This is a genomic window from Psychrobacillus sp. NPDC093180 (genome assembly GCF_044754065.1).
Classification (GTDB): domain Bacteria; phylum Bacillota; class Bacilli; order Bacillales_A; family Planococcaceae; genus Psychrobacillus.
In genome coordinates, this window is record NZ_JBIVOJ010000014.1 from 54,022 (window position 1) to 67,605 (window position 13,584).

The 13,584-nt window shown below is 37.3% G+C and carries 14 protein-coding genes; 12 read left to right on the forward strand and 2 right to left on the reverse strand.

The window, feature by feature from the left end; all coding sequences use genetic code 11:
• Positions 1-26 precede the first annotated feature (26 nt).
• The 12 genes from ACIP9W_RS18720 (at position 27) to ACIP9W_RS18775 (ending at position 11,813) form a co-directional block, all read left to right on the forward strand.
• Positions 27-962, forward strand: coding sequence for a carbohydrate ABC transporter permease (locus tag ACIP9W_RS18720; RefSeq protein ID WP_400792534.1), 936 nt, complete (start codon positions 27-29; stop codon positions 960-962).
• 14 nt (positions 963-976) lie between these two features.
• The gene (locus ACIP9W_RS18725) at positions 977-1,948 is read left to right on the forward strand and encodes a carbohydrate ABC transporter permease (protein ID WP_400792537.1); all 972 of its coding nucleotides are present in this window, start codon (positions 977-979) and stop codon (positions 1,946-1,948) included.
• Positions 1,945-3,108 (forward strand): exo-beta-N-acetylmuramidase NamZ family protein, encoded by a 1,164-nt coding sequence (locus ACIP9W_RS18730; protein ID WP_400792540.1) that lies wholly within the window; start codon positions 1,945-1,947, stop codon positions 3,106-3,108. Before ACIP9W_RS18725 ends, ACIP9W_RS18730 begins: the two co-directional genes overlap by 4 nt.
• 12 nt (positions 3,109-3,120) lie before the next feature.
• Positions 3,121-4,035: an N-acetylmuramic acid 6-phosphate etherase gene (gene murQ / locus ACIP9W_RS18735; RefSeq protein ID WP_400792543.1), complete on the forward strand. Its 915-nt coding sequence runs from the start codon at positions 3,121-3,123 to the stop codon at positions 4,033-4,035.
• Positions 4,036-4,040: 5 nt separating this feature from the next.
• On the forward strand, positions 4,041-5,000 hold the full coding sequence (locus ACIP9W_RS18740; RefSeq protein WP_400792546.1) for a GNAT family N-acetyltransferase: 960 nt from the start codon (positions 4,041-4,043) through the stop codon (positions 4,998-5,000).
• 40 nt (positions 5,001-5,040) lie between these two features.
• Positions 5,041-5,919 carry a MurR/RpiR family transcriptional regulator gene (locus ACIP9W_RS18745; protein ID WP_400792549.1) on the forward strand — a complete coding sequence of 293 codons (879 nt, stop codon included), beginning with the start codon at positions 5,041-5,043 and terminating at the stop codon, positions 5,917-5,919.
• Positions 5,920-5,947: 28 nt separating this feature from the next.
• Positions 5,948-7,114 carry an N-acetylglucosamine-6-phosphate deacetylase gene (gene nagA, locus ACIP9W_RS18750; RefSeq protein WP_400792551.1) on the forward strand — a complete coding sequence of 389 codons (1,167 nt, stop codon included), beginning with the start codon at positions 5,948-5,950 and terminating at the stop codon, positions 7,112-7,114.
• Positions 7,115-7,124: 10 nt separating this feature from the next.
• Positions 7,125-7,832, forward strand: a complete 708-nt coding sequence (gene nagB / locus ACIP9W_RS18755; RefSeq protein ID WP_400792633.1) for a glucosamine-6-phosphate deaminase — start codon at positions 7,125-7,127, stop codon at positions 7,830-7,832.
• A gap of 24 nt (positions 7,833-7,856) precedes the next feature.
• Entirely contained in the window at positions 7,857-8,954 is a 1,098-nt protein-coding gene (locus ACIP9W_RS18760) for an ABC transporter ATP-binding protein (RefSeq protein ID WP_400792554.1), read from the forward strand.
• A gap of 672 nt (positions 8,955-9,626) precedes the next feature.
• Positions 9,627-10,340 carry a Type 1 glutamine amidotransferase-like domain-containing protein gene (locus ACIP9W_RS18765; RefSeq protein ID WP_400792556.1) on the forward strand — a complete coding sequence of 238 codons (714 nt, stop codon included), beginning with the start codon at positions 9,627-9,629 and terminating at the stop codon, positions 10,338-10,340.
• Between the two features lie 35 nt (positions 10,341-10,375).
• Positions 10,376-11,563 (forward strand): MFS transporter, encoded by a 1,188-nt coding sequence (locus tag ACIP9W_RS18770; RefSeq protein ID WP_400792559.1) that lies wholly within the window; start codon positions 10,376-10,378, stop codon positions 11,561-11,563.
• A 58-nt stretch (positions 11,564-11,621) separates the two neighbouring features.
• Positions 11,622-11,813, forward strand: a complete 192-nt coding sequence (locus tag ACIP9W_RS18775; RefSeq protein ID WP_282242431.1) for a hypothetical protein — start codon at positions 11,622-11,624, stop codon at positions 11,811-11,813.
• 64 nt (positions 11,814-11,877) lie between these two features.
• Here ACIP9W_RS18775 and ACIP9W_RS18780 read toward each other — a convergent pair whose 3' ends face one another.
• Together ACIP9W_RS18780 and ACIP9W_RS18785 are read right to left on the reverse strand one after the other, a co-directional pair.
• On the reverse strand, positions 11,878-12,456 hold the full coding sequence (locus tag ACIP9W_RS18780) for a TerD family protein (RefSeq protein WP_400792561.1): 579 nt from the start codon (positions 12,454-12,456) through the stop codon (positions 11,878-11,880).
• Positions 12,457-12,489: 33 nt separating this feature from the next.
• A complete protein-coding gene (locus ACIP9W_RS18785) occupies positions 12,490-13,566 on the reverse strand; it encodes a toxic anion resistance protein (RefSeq protein ID WP_400792564.1) in 1,077 nt (358 codons plus the stop codon).
• Positions 13,567-13,584 lie beyond the last annotated feature (18 nt).

Below are 13,584 nucleotides of genomic sequence, written 5' to 3' on the forward strand. Positions count from 1 at the left end.
GCTTCAATTTTAGGAGGTGACCCATTTTGATACAACAGCCAATTGGTGCAACACCAAAAAAAGAAGGAACAGAAAGAAAAAAACCAAGCAGAAAGATTTTACTACAAATGATGAAAAATTATAGTTCCTATCTGTTTTTAATGCCAAAATTGCTTTTATTTACACTGTTCGTGGCTATTCCGGTTGTTTGGGCTTTTGTGCTTTCATTTCAAGAGTACAAAGTATTTGGTAGTGAGTTTGTTGGAATTGATAACTACATAAAAGTATTTGAAAGCGAAGCTTTTCGAATAGCTTTGAAAAACACGTTGCTTTTCACAGTTGTAACCGTTCCGTTTAGTGTGATAAGTGCTCTTGTCATTGCATCCATGATATTTGTATTAGGAAAGCTATCTCAAAGCTTCTTTCGTTCAGCTTTTTACCTGCCAACAGTTACTTCCATGGTCATTATCGCAATGGTATGGCGTTGGATGTATAACTATGAATTTGGATTATTTAACTACGTATTAGGTTGGTTTGGAATCGAACCTCTCAATTGGTTAGGGCAATCATCAAGCGCTTTATGGGCTTTGATTATTATGCAATGCCTCATCCCCTTCGGCGTTGGTATTATTATGTATTTAGCATCGATGGGTTCTATTTCGGAATCTCTTTACGAAGCAGCAAGGATTGATGGAGCAAGTACCTTTAAGCAATGGCTTTATATTACAGTGCCATTATTGAAACCTACAACATTGTATCTTGTGTTATTAAGTACAATTGGCTCCTTTCAAGTATTTACTCAGATCATTATGATGACGGGTGGAGGACCGGGTAGCGCTACCGAAACGTTAGTCCATCTTATTTATAAAACGGGTTTCCGGGATTTTGAATTTGGTTTCGCTGCTGCACAATCGGTTGTATTATTTGTTATCATCCTTATCTTCTCGATTATCCAATTTCGGGTACTTCGTCATGATGAGTGATTGGAGGAACGACTATGAAAAAAAATTCGTTTAACGGATTAAATAAACTAATTATTTATGTACTATTAACGATATTTGCGGTTGTTTCACTACTTCCACTTTATTGGGTATTCTCTACATCACTACAGCTAAGTAGCTACCAATCAAAAGATATGGAACGCCCTATATCTTATGTAGATGCAAATCCACCCAAAATGTATCCTATGGGAATTCCTTTATATTTTGAGCATTGGTCTGGAGCAAGAGAAGCGAAAAAAGCAGACAATATAGAAGATGAGACATATCACCGCGAGATGATGGAGCATATTGTTGACAATACATTCTCGAGCTTTAAGAGTCTCTTTCAAAAGCATGATATTGGAAAGTGGTTTTTTAATAGTTTGTATATTTCAGTGGTTGTTACGTTCGGAATCTTATTAATAGATTCGATGGCGGGTTACGTATTAGCTAAAAAGAAATTTCCTGGTAGAAACTTAATTTTTTGGATTATTATTTCTACGATGATGATTCCAGGACAAGTGACGCTCGTACCGCTTTTCATGATGATTCGTGATTTGGAACTGATGGATACACATTGGGCGCTCATTTTACCTGATTTATCGATGGTGTTCGGTGTGTTCTTAATGAGACAATTTATGTATTCTATCCCAGACGAGTTACTCGAAGCGGCGAGAATGGACGGGGCAAGTGAGTGGAGGACGTTCTGGACTGTCGTTTTACCTCTTGCAAAGCCAGGACTGGCTGCCCTTGGTATTTTTACCTTCATGAATGTTTGGAATTCATTTTTATGGCCGATTATCGTCTTGAATAGTGCTGAGTTATATACATTACCTGTAGGATTAAAAACATTACAAGATGCCAACTTAGCTAGTTTTAAATTGTTGATGAGTGGCGCGGCGGTTGCAGCTATTCCAATGATTATTGTATTTATACTATTCCAACGTTACTTCGTAAAAGGGTTAACGATAGGCGGAGTAAAAGAATGAAACATAACGTTAAATTGGGTATAGATGTTTTTATGGAAAAGCATATAAGTGTATTAAAGGGAAAAAGAGTAGGGCTTTTAACCAATCAAACAGGTGCTAATGCCAAGTTGATATCTACTATTCGTTTATTTCACCAACATCCAGACATTAACTTAACCACACTGTTTGCTCCTGAGCATGGATTGAAAACAGCTGTGAAGGAAGGTGAAAGATTTTCTCATATGATCCATGAAGAAACAGGTATAACAGTATTTAGCCTGTATGGTCAATCTAAGAAGCCAACGCCTATTATGATGGAACAAGTAGACGTAGTAGTTTTTGATATTCAGGACATTGGTTCGAGATACTACACCTATTTATATTCACTTGTTTACATGATGCAGGCATGTGCCAAAATTGGGAAGAAGGTTATTATATTAGATCGTCCGAATCCAATTGGAGGATCTGCGGTGGAGGGTAATTTATTGGAGGATGATTTCAAATCATTTGTCGGTTTGTACCCAATACCCAATCGTCATGGTATGACTGTCGGCGAATTGGCGACCTATTTCAATGAAGAGTTTTCCATTCACTGTGATTTGACTGTCGTAGAAATGGAAGGCTGGGTAAGAGATTGTTATATAACGGATATACAATTGCCATGGATCCCGCCTTCACCTAACACAACGAATTTAGATATGATGCTGTTGTATCCAGGCACCTGCTTAATAGAAGGAACTAATTTATCTGAAGGCCGCGGCACCACACAACCATTTGAAATTATTGGAGCTCCATTTATAAACGGAGTCTATTTACAGGATGAGATCAATGCTTTGGGGATGGAGGGGGTAACCGCTAGGGATATCTCATTCAACCCTACATATCAAAAGTACGAAGGCGAAAGTTGTGAAGGTATTCAGCTACATATCACCAACCGAACATTGTTTAAACCATTATCTACTATTGTCCAAGTGTTAAGGGTAATTGCTAAAATGTATCCGGAAGAACTAAAGTTTCTAGAATACGACAACTTAAAGCATCCCATGTTCGATTTGCTAGCTGGCAGCGATAGTTTACGAAAAGGATTGTTAACAAATCAAACAGATAAATTTCTATTAACATGTCAATTAGACAGTGATAAATTCATAGAAAATAGACGACCATACTTACGATATAGATAGGAAGGAAGAGCGATGAACAATATATCACTTCTAACAACTGAAAAGTTTAACCCGAAGTCGCATCACTTAGATGAGATGAATATAAAAGAAATCTTAGAACTCATGAACGAGGAGGATCAATCAATTCCCCAAGCAGTTCAGAGAGTGATTCCACAAATTGAGGAAACCGTTAAAAAAGTAGTAAAAGCTTTTGAAAGTGGAGGTAGTCTCATTTATATCGGAGCTGGAACAAGTGGTAGAATTGGTGTCTTAGATGCAGTAGAATGCCCTCCGACTTTCAGTACCTCTCCAAATATGGTGAAAGCTGTTTTAGCGGGGGGAGAAGGAGCTATGTTCACAGCGGTAGAAGGAGCAGAAGATGATGAATTGCTCGGTGCAGAAGATTTGCAAAAACTAAATGTGAGCGAAAATGATGTGGTTATAGGAATAGCTGCAAGCGGTCGAACTCCTTACGTGAAGGGTGCATTAATATATGCAAATTCCTGTAAAGCAACAACTGTGAGTCTTTCAAGTAATAAAAACTCGACGATAAGTGAATTTGCTTCTATTAATATTGAGGTTGTAACAGGTCCCGAAGTACTGACAGGATCGACACGTTTGCGCGCAGCCACTGCTCACAAAATGATTTTAAATATGATATCCACTACAGCTATGGTTAAGACTGGGAAAGTATATAAAAATTTAATGGTAGATTTGAATGCTAGCAATTTCAAGCTTAGAGAACGTGCTAAAAAAATGGTTTGTTACAGTACAGGGGTTTCAGATGAGGAAGCAGAACATATCCTTGAAGAAACTGCTTATGACGTAAAACTAGCAATTGTCATAATTTTAACAGGTGTAGATAAAGCTAAAGCAAAAAAGCTTATTTCAGAAACAGGAGGATTTGTAAGAGACGCGGTAAAATTAGCTTCTATAAAAGAGGGGTGAACGATATGTACCGATCATTTCGAAGCGGGGATGAAATAGGAATCATTGAATTGTGGAACAAAGTTTTAAATCGCGATCCGATTAATGCATCACGATTTCGGAAGCAAGTATTACTAGATGCTAACTTTGATCCAAATGGATTGATTGTAGCAGTTCAAGAAGAAAGAATAGTAGGAGCGATATTAGCGATAACAAGGAAGCTGCCGATGGAAGGAACGAATTTGGAATCAGATACAGGATGGATTACATTTTTCATGGTGGAAGCAGGTTATGAAAGAAAAGGAATCGGGCATCAATTAGTAGAACGAGCATGTCAATATATTAAAGATCAAGGGGCAGAAAAGGTTTTCTTTTCATCGTATGCTCCCAACTACTTTTTACCAGGTATCGATGAAGAACGATATTCAAGTGGCTATGCTTTTTTAAGAAAAGAAAAGTTTAAAAGAGTATATTCTCCTGTTGCTATGCATCGTGTATTAACAAATTATGAATATCCATTAAACGTTCTGGAATTAAAAAAGCAACGTGAACAGGAAGGCTACTCCTTTGGCCGAGTTCAAGACGGAGATTTATATGCATTAATCCAATTTGCGAATATCCATTTTAATCCTGATTGGGGAAGAGCGATCCGCGAGGGTATATTACAAGGAATGGATCCATCGCAAATTCTAGTAGCAAAAAAGCATAATAATATAGTTGGATTTGCCCTCTACGGAGGCTATGAAGGGATTAGAGAGAGATTTGGACCGTTTGGTGTAGATGAAAATGAGCAGGGTAAAGGCTTAGGAAAAATTCTTTTACATGAGACATTACAAGCAATGAGAGAACAAACCATTCTCGGAGCATGGTTTTTATGGACGAGTGAAACGAGTGCTGCAGGACATCTTTATTTAAAAAATGGTTTCCAAACCTTTAGAAAGTTCCATGTCATGGTAAAAGAACTGACAAATGAACAACAAGAATAAATACTGTAACTATTGAAATATAGGTAGAAGGATTGATTGGATGGGAATAGCGAGCGGAGGATTAGTTTTATTAAGTGAAATGCGAGAGACGCTTCCACCGTCTGAGCAAAAAATTGCGGACTATATTTTAGAAAACCCTGAAAAGACAGTAGGGATGACGGTGTCCGAACTAGGAGAAATGAGTCAAACAAGTGGAGCTGCGGTAACGAGATTGTGTAAATCTTTGAAACTAAAAGGATTTCAAGAGTTAAAGCTTCGGATAAATGGAGACTTAGGCCGTAAAATTGAAACGATTGACCGCGATATTAAACCAAATGAGCCCGTATCTATCACGATACAAAAGGTGACCGAACAAGCAGTACAAACATTACTAGAAACTGCCGAGTTAATTGACAGTCAGCAGTTAGAATTAGCTGTAAAAGCAATTGTAAAGGCTAACAACATCCATTTTTTTGGAGTAGGTGCTTCCGGTATTTCCGCAATAGATGCTCAGCAGAAGTTTTTACGTATTCATAAAGCATCAACGGTTAGTACAGATTTACATATGGGAGCTACGATTGTTGCGAACACCAGTAAAGAAGATGTTGTATTTGGTATTTCATTCTCAGGAAACACGTTCGAGGTGGAGAAAATATTAGAATTAGCAAATGAGAAGGGAGCTACGACCATTAGTTTAACTAAGTACGGTCAATCTCCTATTTCCCAAATATCAGATATCCAGCTATATACCTCTCCAACAAGAGAGGCCAATTTCCGAAGTGGTGCGACCTCTTCAAGATTGGCGCAACTACATGTGATGGACATATTATTTATGTCTGTAGCTTCCAAACAATTTGATACAACCATAACTTATCTTGATTCTACAAGAGAAGCAATTGAGGATATCCAAAATCAAACCTTTCGTAAGAAGAAAAAATAACGTTTCTAAAAATAAGAGGGTGCATAAAATGTCTGATTATATCCTTCAAAATATCCGAATATGTTTAGAAGATGGGCAAGTGAAATGGGGAGAAATTTTAATACAAGAAGGAAAAATTGCGCTAATTTCTGAACAGTCCATAGAAAATAGTATTGCAACCCGGTTCGATGGTAAAGGGTTCTTAGCACTTCCCGGTTTTATAGACATTCATATTCATGGGGCAGTAGGTGCTGATTTTATGGATGGCGAGGAACAAGCAACAAAGGAAATTGCAGCATACTTACCTCAAGAAGGGACGACCTCGTTTTTAGCGACGACCCTTACACACTCTCCTCAACAAATTCAGAAATGCGTGGAAGTGAATTCCCGCTTTCTGTCAGGGCTTGAGGAATATGAAGGTGCTGAAATGTTGGGATTCCATTTAGAAGGTCCATTTATTCACCCAGACCAATCAGGAGCACAACCGTTACAGTATATTCGTAAGCCTTCTATTGAATTAGTCAAAGAATGGTTTGGTGAACAGTTGAACTATTTAAAAATAGTAACGTTAGCACCAGAGTTAGATTCCAACTTTGAAATGATTCAATTTCTTACAAAAAAAGAGGTAATCTCTTCAGCAGGTCATACAACAGGAACATTTGCTGATATTGCGGAAGCTACTCGACATGGATTAACGCATTTAACTCATTTCACTAATGCCATGACTGGCTTGCACCATAGAGAAATTGGGGTTGTAGGTGCAGGTTTTTTGAATAACCAATTATTTTGTGAAGTAATCGCTGATGGAATTCATTTATCCGATGACATGTTAAAGCTAATTGTTCAAGTAATCGGATCAGATCGCTTAATACTCATCACTGATTCAATGCGTGCTAAAGGCTTACCGTCAGGCAATTACATGTTAGCGGACCAAAAAGTACAAGTGATTGGATCCAAAGCAACTTTAGAAAATGGAACACTAGCAGGAAGTGTGCTGAAAATGAATGATGCACTAAAAAAAATACAAAGTCTGACAGAAATTCCTGTTTTGGATTTAGCAAAAATGACATCGATGAATGCAGCTGAAAGGCTAGGAGTTTACGACAGAAAAGGAAGCCTAACGGTTGGGAAAGACGCGGATATTGTATTACTTAGTAAAGAATTTGACGTACGTTACACTTTTTGCAAAGGTAGGCTAAGTTATTCTCATGATTAGTTCGAAGAAAATACGCTGGATTGAAGTAGACACTTACCAAGAAATGAGTTTAAAGGCCGCAGATTGCTTTGAACAGCAACTATTACAGAAACCAGATAGTGTGCTCGGATTAGCAACTGGTGGTAGTCCAATAGGATTTTATGAAGAGTTCGTGAAGAGATATAAGCAAAGGGTTTTTTCATTTTCTCAAGTGAAGACATTTAACTTAGATGAGTATGTTGGAGTATCTCCAGCTGATGTGACTAGTTATCACAGTTACATGGAAAAACACTTATTTAGTCAGGTTGATATAGAGAAGAATGATATTCATATACCAAACGGATTAGCTCCAAACTTGCAGGAAGAATGTGTTCGTTACGAACAATCAATTCTACAAAGCGGAGGTATCGACTTACAGCTACTTGGAATTGGTGTGAATGGTCATATTGGTTTCAATGAACCAGGTACTTCGTTTCAATCAAAAACGCATGTAGTAACATTAGCAGAAGATACGAGGGCAGCAAATTCAATATATTTCTCTTCTAAGCAGGAGGTCCCGGAATACGCAATTTCTATGGGAATAGAAACGATCATGCAAGCAAAGAAAATTATACTACTTGCTTTTGGTGAACAGAAGATGAGAGCGATAGAACGATTAAAACAAGAAAGCATATCAGAAGATTTCCCGGCAAGTCGATTAAAGGAACATCCAAACGTAACAATAATTTATGGTAGATAAAAAAAGTTTGGGAGGAGAAGTCGTATGGCAGAGTTAAAATTAATAAATCTAACAAAGGAATACGATAAAGGTGTCTTAGCGGTAAAAGATTTTAACTTACATATTCAAGATAAAGAGTTCATCGTATTTGTTGGGCCATCTGGTTGTGGAAAGTCAACTACTTTAAGGATGATTGCCGGTCTAGAAGATATTTCAGCAGGGGACTTTGAAATTGATGGAAAACGAATGAATGATGTGGCACCTAAAAATCGTGACATTGCCATGGTTTTTCAAAACTATGCTTTATATCCACACATGACAGTTTATGAAAATATGGCATTTAGCTTAAAACTTCGTAAAGTACCGAAGAAACAAATTGACAAACGAGTACAACAAGCGGCCAACATATTAGGCTTAGAAGAGTATTTAAATCGAAAACCAAAAGCCTTATCCGGAGGGCAACGACAACGTGTTGCATTAGGTCGTGCTATAGTGCGAGATGCGAAAATTTTCTTGATGGATGAACCATTATCAAACTTGGATGCAAAATTACGAGTTCAAATGCGAACAGAAATTCAAAAATTGCATCGTCGATTACAAACGACAACCATTTACGTGACTCATGACCAGACGGAAGCAATGACGATGGCTACACGACTTGTAGTGATGAAAGATGGTATTATTCAACAAGTAGGAACTCCAAAAGAGGTATACGATCTACCTGTAAACGTATTTGTAGGAGGGTTTATCGGTTCACCTGCTATGAATTTCTTTAAAGGAATGTTGACTGCTGAAGGCTTACTATTAGGAGATATAAAAATGCGTGTTCCTGAAAATAAACAGGGACTCCTAAAAGAAAAAGGCTATTTTGGAAAAGAAATAATTTTAGGGATTAGACCCGAGGATATTTATACAGACACGAAAGATATTAGCGCACATGTCCATTCAACATTTCAAGCTACAATCGATGTTGCCGAGTTAATGGGTGCGGAAACTTACCTTTACTCAACGTTAAACGGATCAGAATTTATCGCTCGAATTGAGTCAAACTCAACAATTCAACCATTAGATACTATTTCCCTAGCGTTTGACATGGAGAAAGCGCATTTCTTTGATGCAAATACAGAGAATCGTATTGTTTAAACGGTTATCGCACAAGAGCCACTCTTCTATTTTGGAAGGGTGGTTTATTTGGTTGAACCAAAAATTATAGAAGACATAGACATGTGGACAACTTTTTCGAGTAGCATATTCAATGGCATATTTTAATCATAATATAGGGAAACTGTGCGGTGGTTAATGTTGTCTCAATCCAAGTAAACTTGTTATTTTAAGAAATGGTTGCTTTAACTTGGAATTTGATTGCTCTATTATTGACTTAGTTGCTTTAGGAATGGAATTGGTCGCTCTCCATGCCTGATTGATTGCTCTTATCCATTAACTGGATAAGAGTGCAGAAAGATTCTTCAAATTATGGAGATTCTGCGTAGTAAATAGACACCAGACTTCCCATTATTGCCAAAAGAGTATCAGCTAGATTGGTTTCGTCGTGTTCGAAGGGGAGTTTGTCGCGTTCGACCATTTACTGGATTTTAAGACGGTAAATATAAAGTAGGGATAATAAGTTTTATCAAAACAGCTGGAACTAAGTAAGTAGCAAACTCCTTTCATTTTCTCGCTTTAGTACTTTGTAATAACTGGAGTCTTGCACTTTAGCTTTCTACTAATAGCTCTTTTTTCATGTTATTATAGGTACAATAAAGGAACTTGTTTCCATCTCAATATTAAAAGACGGATTACTAGGAGGATAAAGAAATGAGACAAATTATTGCAATGGGGGGCGGCGGTTTTTCAATGGAACCGGAAAACCCGTTATTAGATCGATATATTTTGCAACAATCCACGAAAAAGAGACCGAAAATTTGTTTTATTGGAACGGCAAGTGGGGATGCAGATAGTTATATAGAAAAGTTTTATCAGTTTTTTCGACAAGAAGAATGTGAACCGACGCATTTCTCTTTATTTAAACCTTCTACGCGTGATATTAAAAAATTCATCATGGAACAAGACATCTTATATGTAGGTGGAGGAAACACCAAAAACCTAATGGTTCTTTGGAAAGAGTGGGAGCTTGATAAAGCTATTCGAGAAGCTTATAACAATGGAACAATTTTATCAGGTATTAGTGCTGGATCGCTTTGCTGGTTTGAAGAAGGGGTGACGGACTCTTATGGAGATGAACTTGAGCCTATTTCATGTCTTGGTTTAATAAGCGGGAGCAATTGTCCCCATTATGATGGTGAGGCAGATAGACGTCCTATGTATCAAAAGTTTATACGACAAGACATTATTGGGGCGGGATACGCTGCCGATGATGGAGTTGCTCTACATTTTACAGATGAAAAGTTGTCCAAGGTTGTGAGCTCTCGTCCACAAGCACACGGATATTATGTGGATAAGGGCTTAGAAACAAAGTTATCCACAATGTATTTAGGCGAAGAAGAAATAATTGTTGATAATAAAATGTAATGGGTAGTTTTCGATAAAGAGGCGATTTTTTAGAAATGAATTATATACAAAGAGGAACAAAAGAATATAAAAAGACAAATTTGGCCTTATTTGCCGCGGGGTTTATAACGTTTGCTAATTTATATAGTACGCAAGCAGTGCTACCAGAGTTTTCAAAGGAATTTCATATTTCACCGGCAGTAGCGAGTTTATCCTTGTCTTTTGCAACTTTTGCATTAGCGATTAGTCTCGTCATATTTGGATCTCTCTCAGAGGCATGGGGACGTAAAAGATTGATGACGATTTCTATTATTTCGGCATCTGTCTTAACGTTGGCAATTGCTTTTTCACCGAGTTTTGAACTTCTGCTTGCTTTGCGAATCATTCAGGGAATTGCGTTTGCAGGTCTTCCGGCTATTGCGATGGCATATTTGGGTGAAGAGGTGGAGCCAAAAAGCCTTGGAGTTGCTATGGGACTTTATATAAGTGGGAATTCAGTTGGTGGATTAGCAGGACGAATTATTATGGGAACGATGACAGATTTGTTTAGCTGGAAAATTGGAATGATTTTTCTTGGGTTACTTAGTATTGCGATTAGTATTTACTTTGTTGCTGCCTTGCCTACTTCTAAACATTTTGAACCGCGAAAGTTACAGGTTAGGGCTTTAGTAAAGTCGCTATTGGCTCATTTAAAAGATCCGGCAATGCTATGTCTTTTTGGTATAGGCTTTACATTAATGGCTGGTTTTGTTTCTTTGTATAACTATATTAGTTATAAATTACTTGATCCTCCCTATTCGTTGAGTACAACCATTGTCGGTTGGATTTTTATCATTTATTTGGTTGGAACGTTCAGTTCTACATGGTTTGGTAGTCTTGCTGATCGTTTTGGTCGACAAAAAGTTTTGATTTCAGGGATTGTCATCATGTTTGCTGGTAGTCTTATCACGCTTGATATTCATCTGGCATTAAAGATTGTTGGCATTACCATATTTACTTTTGGTTTTTTTGGTACTCATTCGATTGCGAGTGGATGGGTAAGTCATCGCGCAACTCATGATAAAGCACAGGCTTCATCGCTTTATTTATTCTTTTATTATGTCGGGTCGAGTATTGGTGGTACTGTGGGTGGAATTTTTTGGTCCAACTTTGGTTGGGCTGGAGTTGTTAGTTTGATCGCTTTTTTTCTTCTAGTGGCGATGTTACTTTCACGCTTCCTTCGTCGATTTTTAATGCATGAATGAAAACAGGTTTACTAGCCATATTAAAAAGGCACGAATGAGATGAAAGGGTGATGTAGACATGTCTTTTGAAAATTATAAAAAAGCAAGTAAATACACGAATTCGTTAAATCCAGACATTAAAAGCAAAAATATGAAAGAAGAAATTTCGATTGAGGCTGAATTTGATAGCTTACTACCAAAGCAAGAGCCAATGACGCCGAACCAACGTAAAGAGGGTATAGCGGATAAAATGTACAAAGATAAAGGTTAAGTAAAAAGGGGGGCTATCCACAAGTCATTATTGACATTGGGGATAGCCCCAAAACGTTTTCGCTTTAGTTTAGTCCAAATTCGGTAATTAATGCAGCTAATCCGCCTTGAAAGCCGCTACCTATTGCATTAAACTTCCATTCGTTATTGTGTCGGTAAATTTCTCCAACTACAAGCGCTGTTTCAATGGAAAAGTCTTCACCTAAATCATAACGGACGATTTCTTCATTTGTATCTTCATTGACAATTCGGATAAAAGCATTGGAAACTTGACCAAAGTTTTGTTTACGTAATTCTGCATCGTGAATAGTAACCGTAAAAACGACTTTTTGTACAACGCTTGGAACAAGTGGTAATTTGATGAGTAATTGCTCATCATCTCCGTCACCGACTCCAGTACGGTTATCCCCAGTGTGGATAACTGAGCCATCTTCACTTTCAAGATTATTATAAAAGATAAAGCTTTTTTCATTAAATGCTTTCCCGTTCCCATCCACGATAAATGCGGAAGCGTCTAAGTCAAAGTCATTCCCACCACTATACCTATTCGTATCCCAGCCTAATCCGACTAAGACATTTTTTAATCCTGGATTCGTTTTCGTTAAATCAATTTTTTGCCCCTTTGAAAGGTTGATAACTGACATTCTGTTTCCTCCTCATCCATTGTTAAAAATAAATTATTTTCTTTGTCCGTCCTCGTATTTCTTTTGTAGCTCTTCTAGTCGAAGACGTCCTTGTTCCCTCATTTTGCGGTTTTCTTCTTCAATTGCCTTTGTTTCATTCATTCCACGCATAATTGTATCCCATGTTTGTTCAATTGTTTCGATTTTAATGCTAGGTTGGCCAGACATTCGAGCGATATCTACACTTTGTTTCGAAATGTCATTGGCATTTCGAAGAAGCATTTCATTTGTTCTACGGTCTAATTCACTCATCGATTTTGCCACAAGATTTTGTCTTTTAGCCGAAATGGCATTAATCAGTCCGGTTTTAAATATTGGAATAGTCGTGACGAATGCAGAGTTTATCTTACCGATTAACTTTGTATTGCCTCGTTGTAGCATTCTAATTTGTGGAGCCGATTGATAGGAAACTTGTTTAGCCATTTCTAAATCGTATATGCGTTGGTCGAGTAGCTCGATTGCATTTTGTAGGCTATTTAGCTCCATTAATACAAGCTGATCACCGGATTCTGCTTTTTGTTGTAAATTAGGAACAAGTTGTCTTAGCTGGTTTACTTTGAGTTCACCTGCAACAATATACTTTTCTAGTTCCATAAAGTAGTTAAAGTTTTTATCATACAGCTCTTCTAATGTAGCTGTTGAATTTTTCATCTCTTTTTCATATTTTGTTATTTCAACATATACTTTATCAATTTCACTACCCATTGTTTGGTATTTGTTGAATAACTTTTCGATAAGCTTTTCACCTTGTTTGAATATTTTACCGAGGAATGAAGGCTTTTCAACGAAATCTTTTTTGTCGAATTTATCCATGATTTTACCAAGCTGTTTTAAAAGTTCGCTTGATTCTTCCATGCTGCTCGATTTGATCGTGTTTAAAATTTTGCTTGTAAATGTAGATATTTCATTTGCTGGCTCACGACCAAATTCCAGAAGTTCCACCTGGTTTTTAGGATCTATTCTAGCTACTAGCTGTAACACTTGAGGATCTCGCTTTAGTTGTGCTTTTAAATCGTTACTTTCTTCTAAAAGCTTTTCTTGTTGTTCTATTTCTAGCTTTTCTAGTTCCACTTTCTATTCCCCCTAATA

What these genes read in the sequence shown, in the direction of transcription:
- ACIP9W_RS18780 (WP_400792561.1), bottom strand. Translation starts at nt 12,456, where the DNA reads ATGTCAGTTATCAACCTTTCAAAGGGGCAAAAAATTGATTTAACGAAA.
- ACIP9W_RS18725 (WP_400792537.1), top strand. Translation starts at nt 977, where the DNA reads ATGAAAAAAAATTCGTTTAACGGATTAAATAAACTAATTATTTATGTA.
- nagA (WP_400792551.1), top strand. Translation starts at nt 5,948, where the DNA reads ATGTCTGATTATATCCTTCAAAATATCCGAATATGTTTAGAAGATGGG.
- ACIP9W_RS18745 (WP_400792549.1), top strand. Translation starts at nt 5,041, where the DNA reads ATGGGAATAGCGAGCGGAGGATTAGTTTTATTAAGTGAAATGCGAGAG.
- ACIP9W_RS18740 (WP_400792546.1), top strand. Translation starts at nt 4,041, where the DNA reads ATGTACCGATCATTTCGAAGCGGGGATGAAATAGGAATCATTGAATTG.
- ACIP9W_RS18730 (WP_400792540.1), top strand. Translation starts at nt 1,945, where the DNA reads ATGAAACATAACGTTAAATTGGGTATAGATGTTTTTATGGAAAAGCAT.
- ACIP9W_RS18770 (WP_400792559.1), top strand. Translation starts at nt 10,376, where the DNA reads ATGAATTATATACAAAGAGGAACAAAAGAATATAAAAAGACAAATTTG.
- ACIP9W_RS18765 (WP_400792556.1), top strand. Translation starts at nt 9,627, where the DNA reads ATGAGACAAATTATTGCAATGGGGGGCGGCGGTTTTTCAATGGAACCG.
- ACIP9W_RS18760 (WP_400792554.1), top strand. Translation starts at nt 7,857, where the DNA reads ATGGCAGAGTTAAAATTAATAAATCTAACAAAGGAATACGATAAAGGT.
- ACIP9W_RS18775 (WP_282242431.1), top strand. Translation starts at nt 11,622, where the DNA reads ATGTCTTTTGAAAATTATAAAAAAGCAAGTAAATACACGAATTCGTTA.
- murQ (WP_400792543.1), top strand. Translation starts at nt 3,121, where the DNA reads ATGAACAATATATCACTTCTAACAACTGAAAAGTTTAACCCGAAGTCG.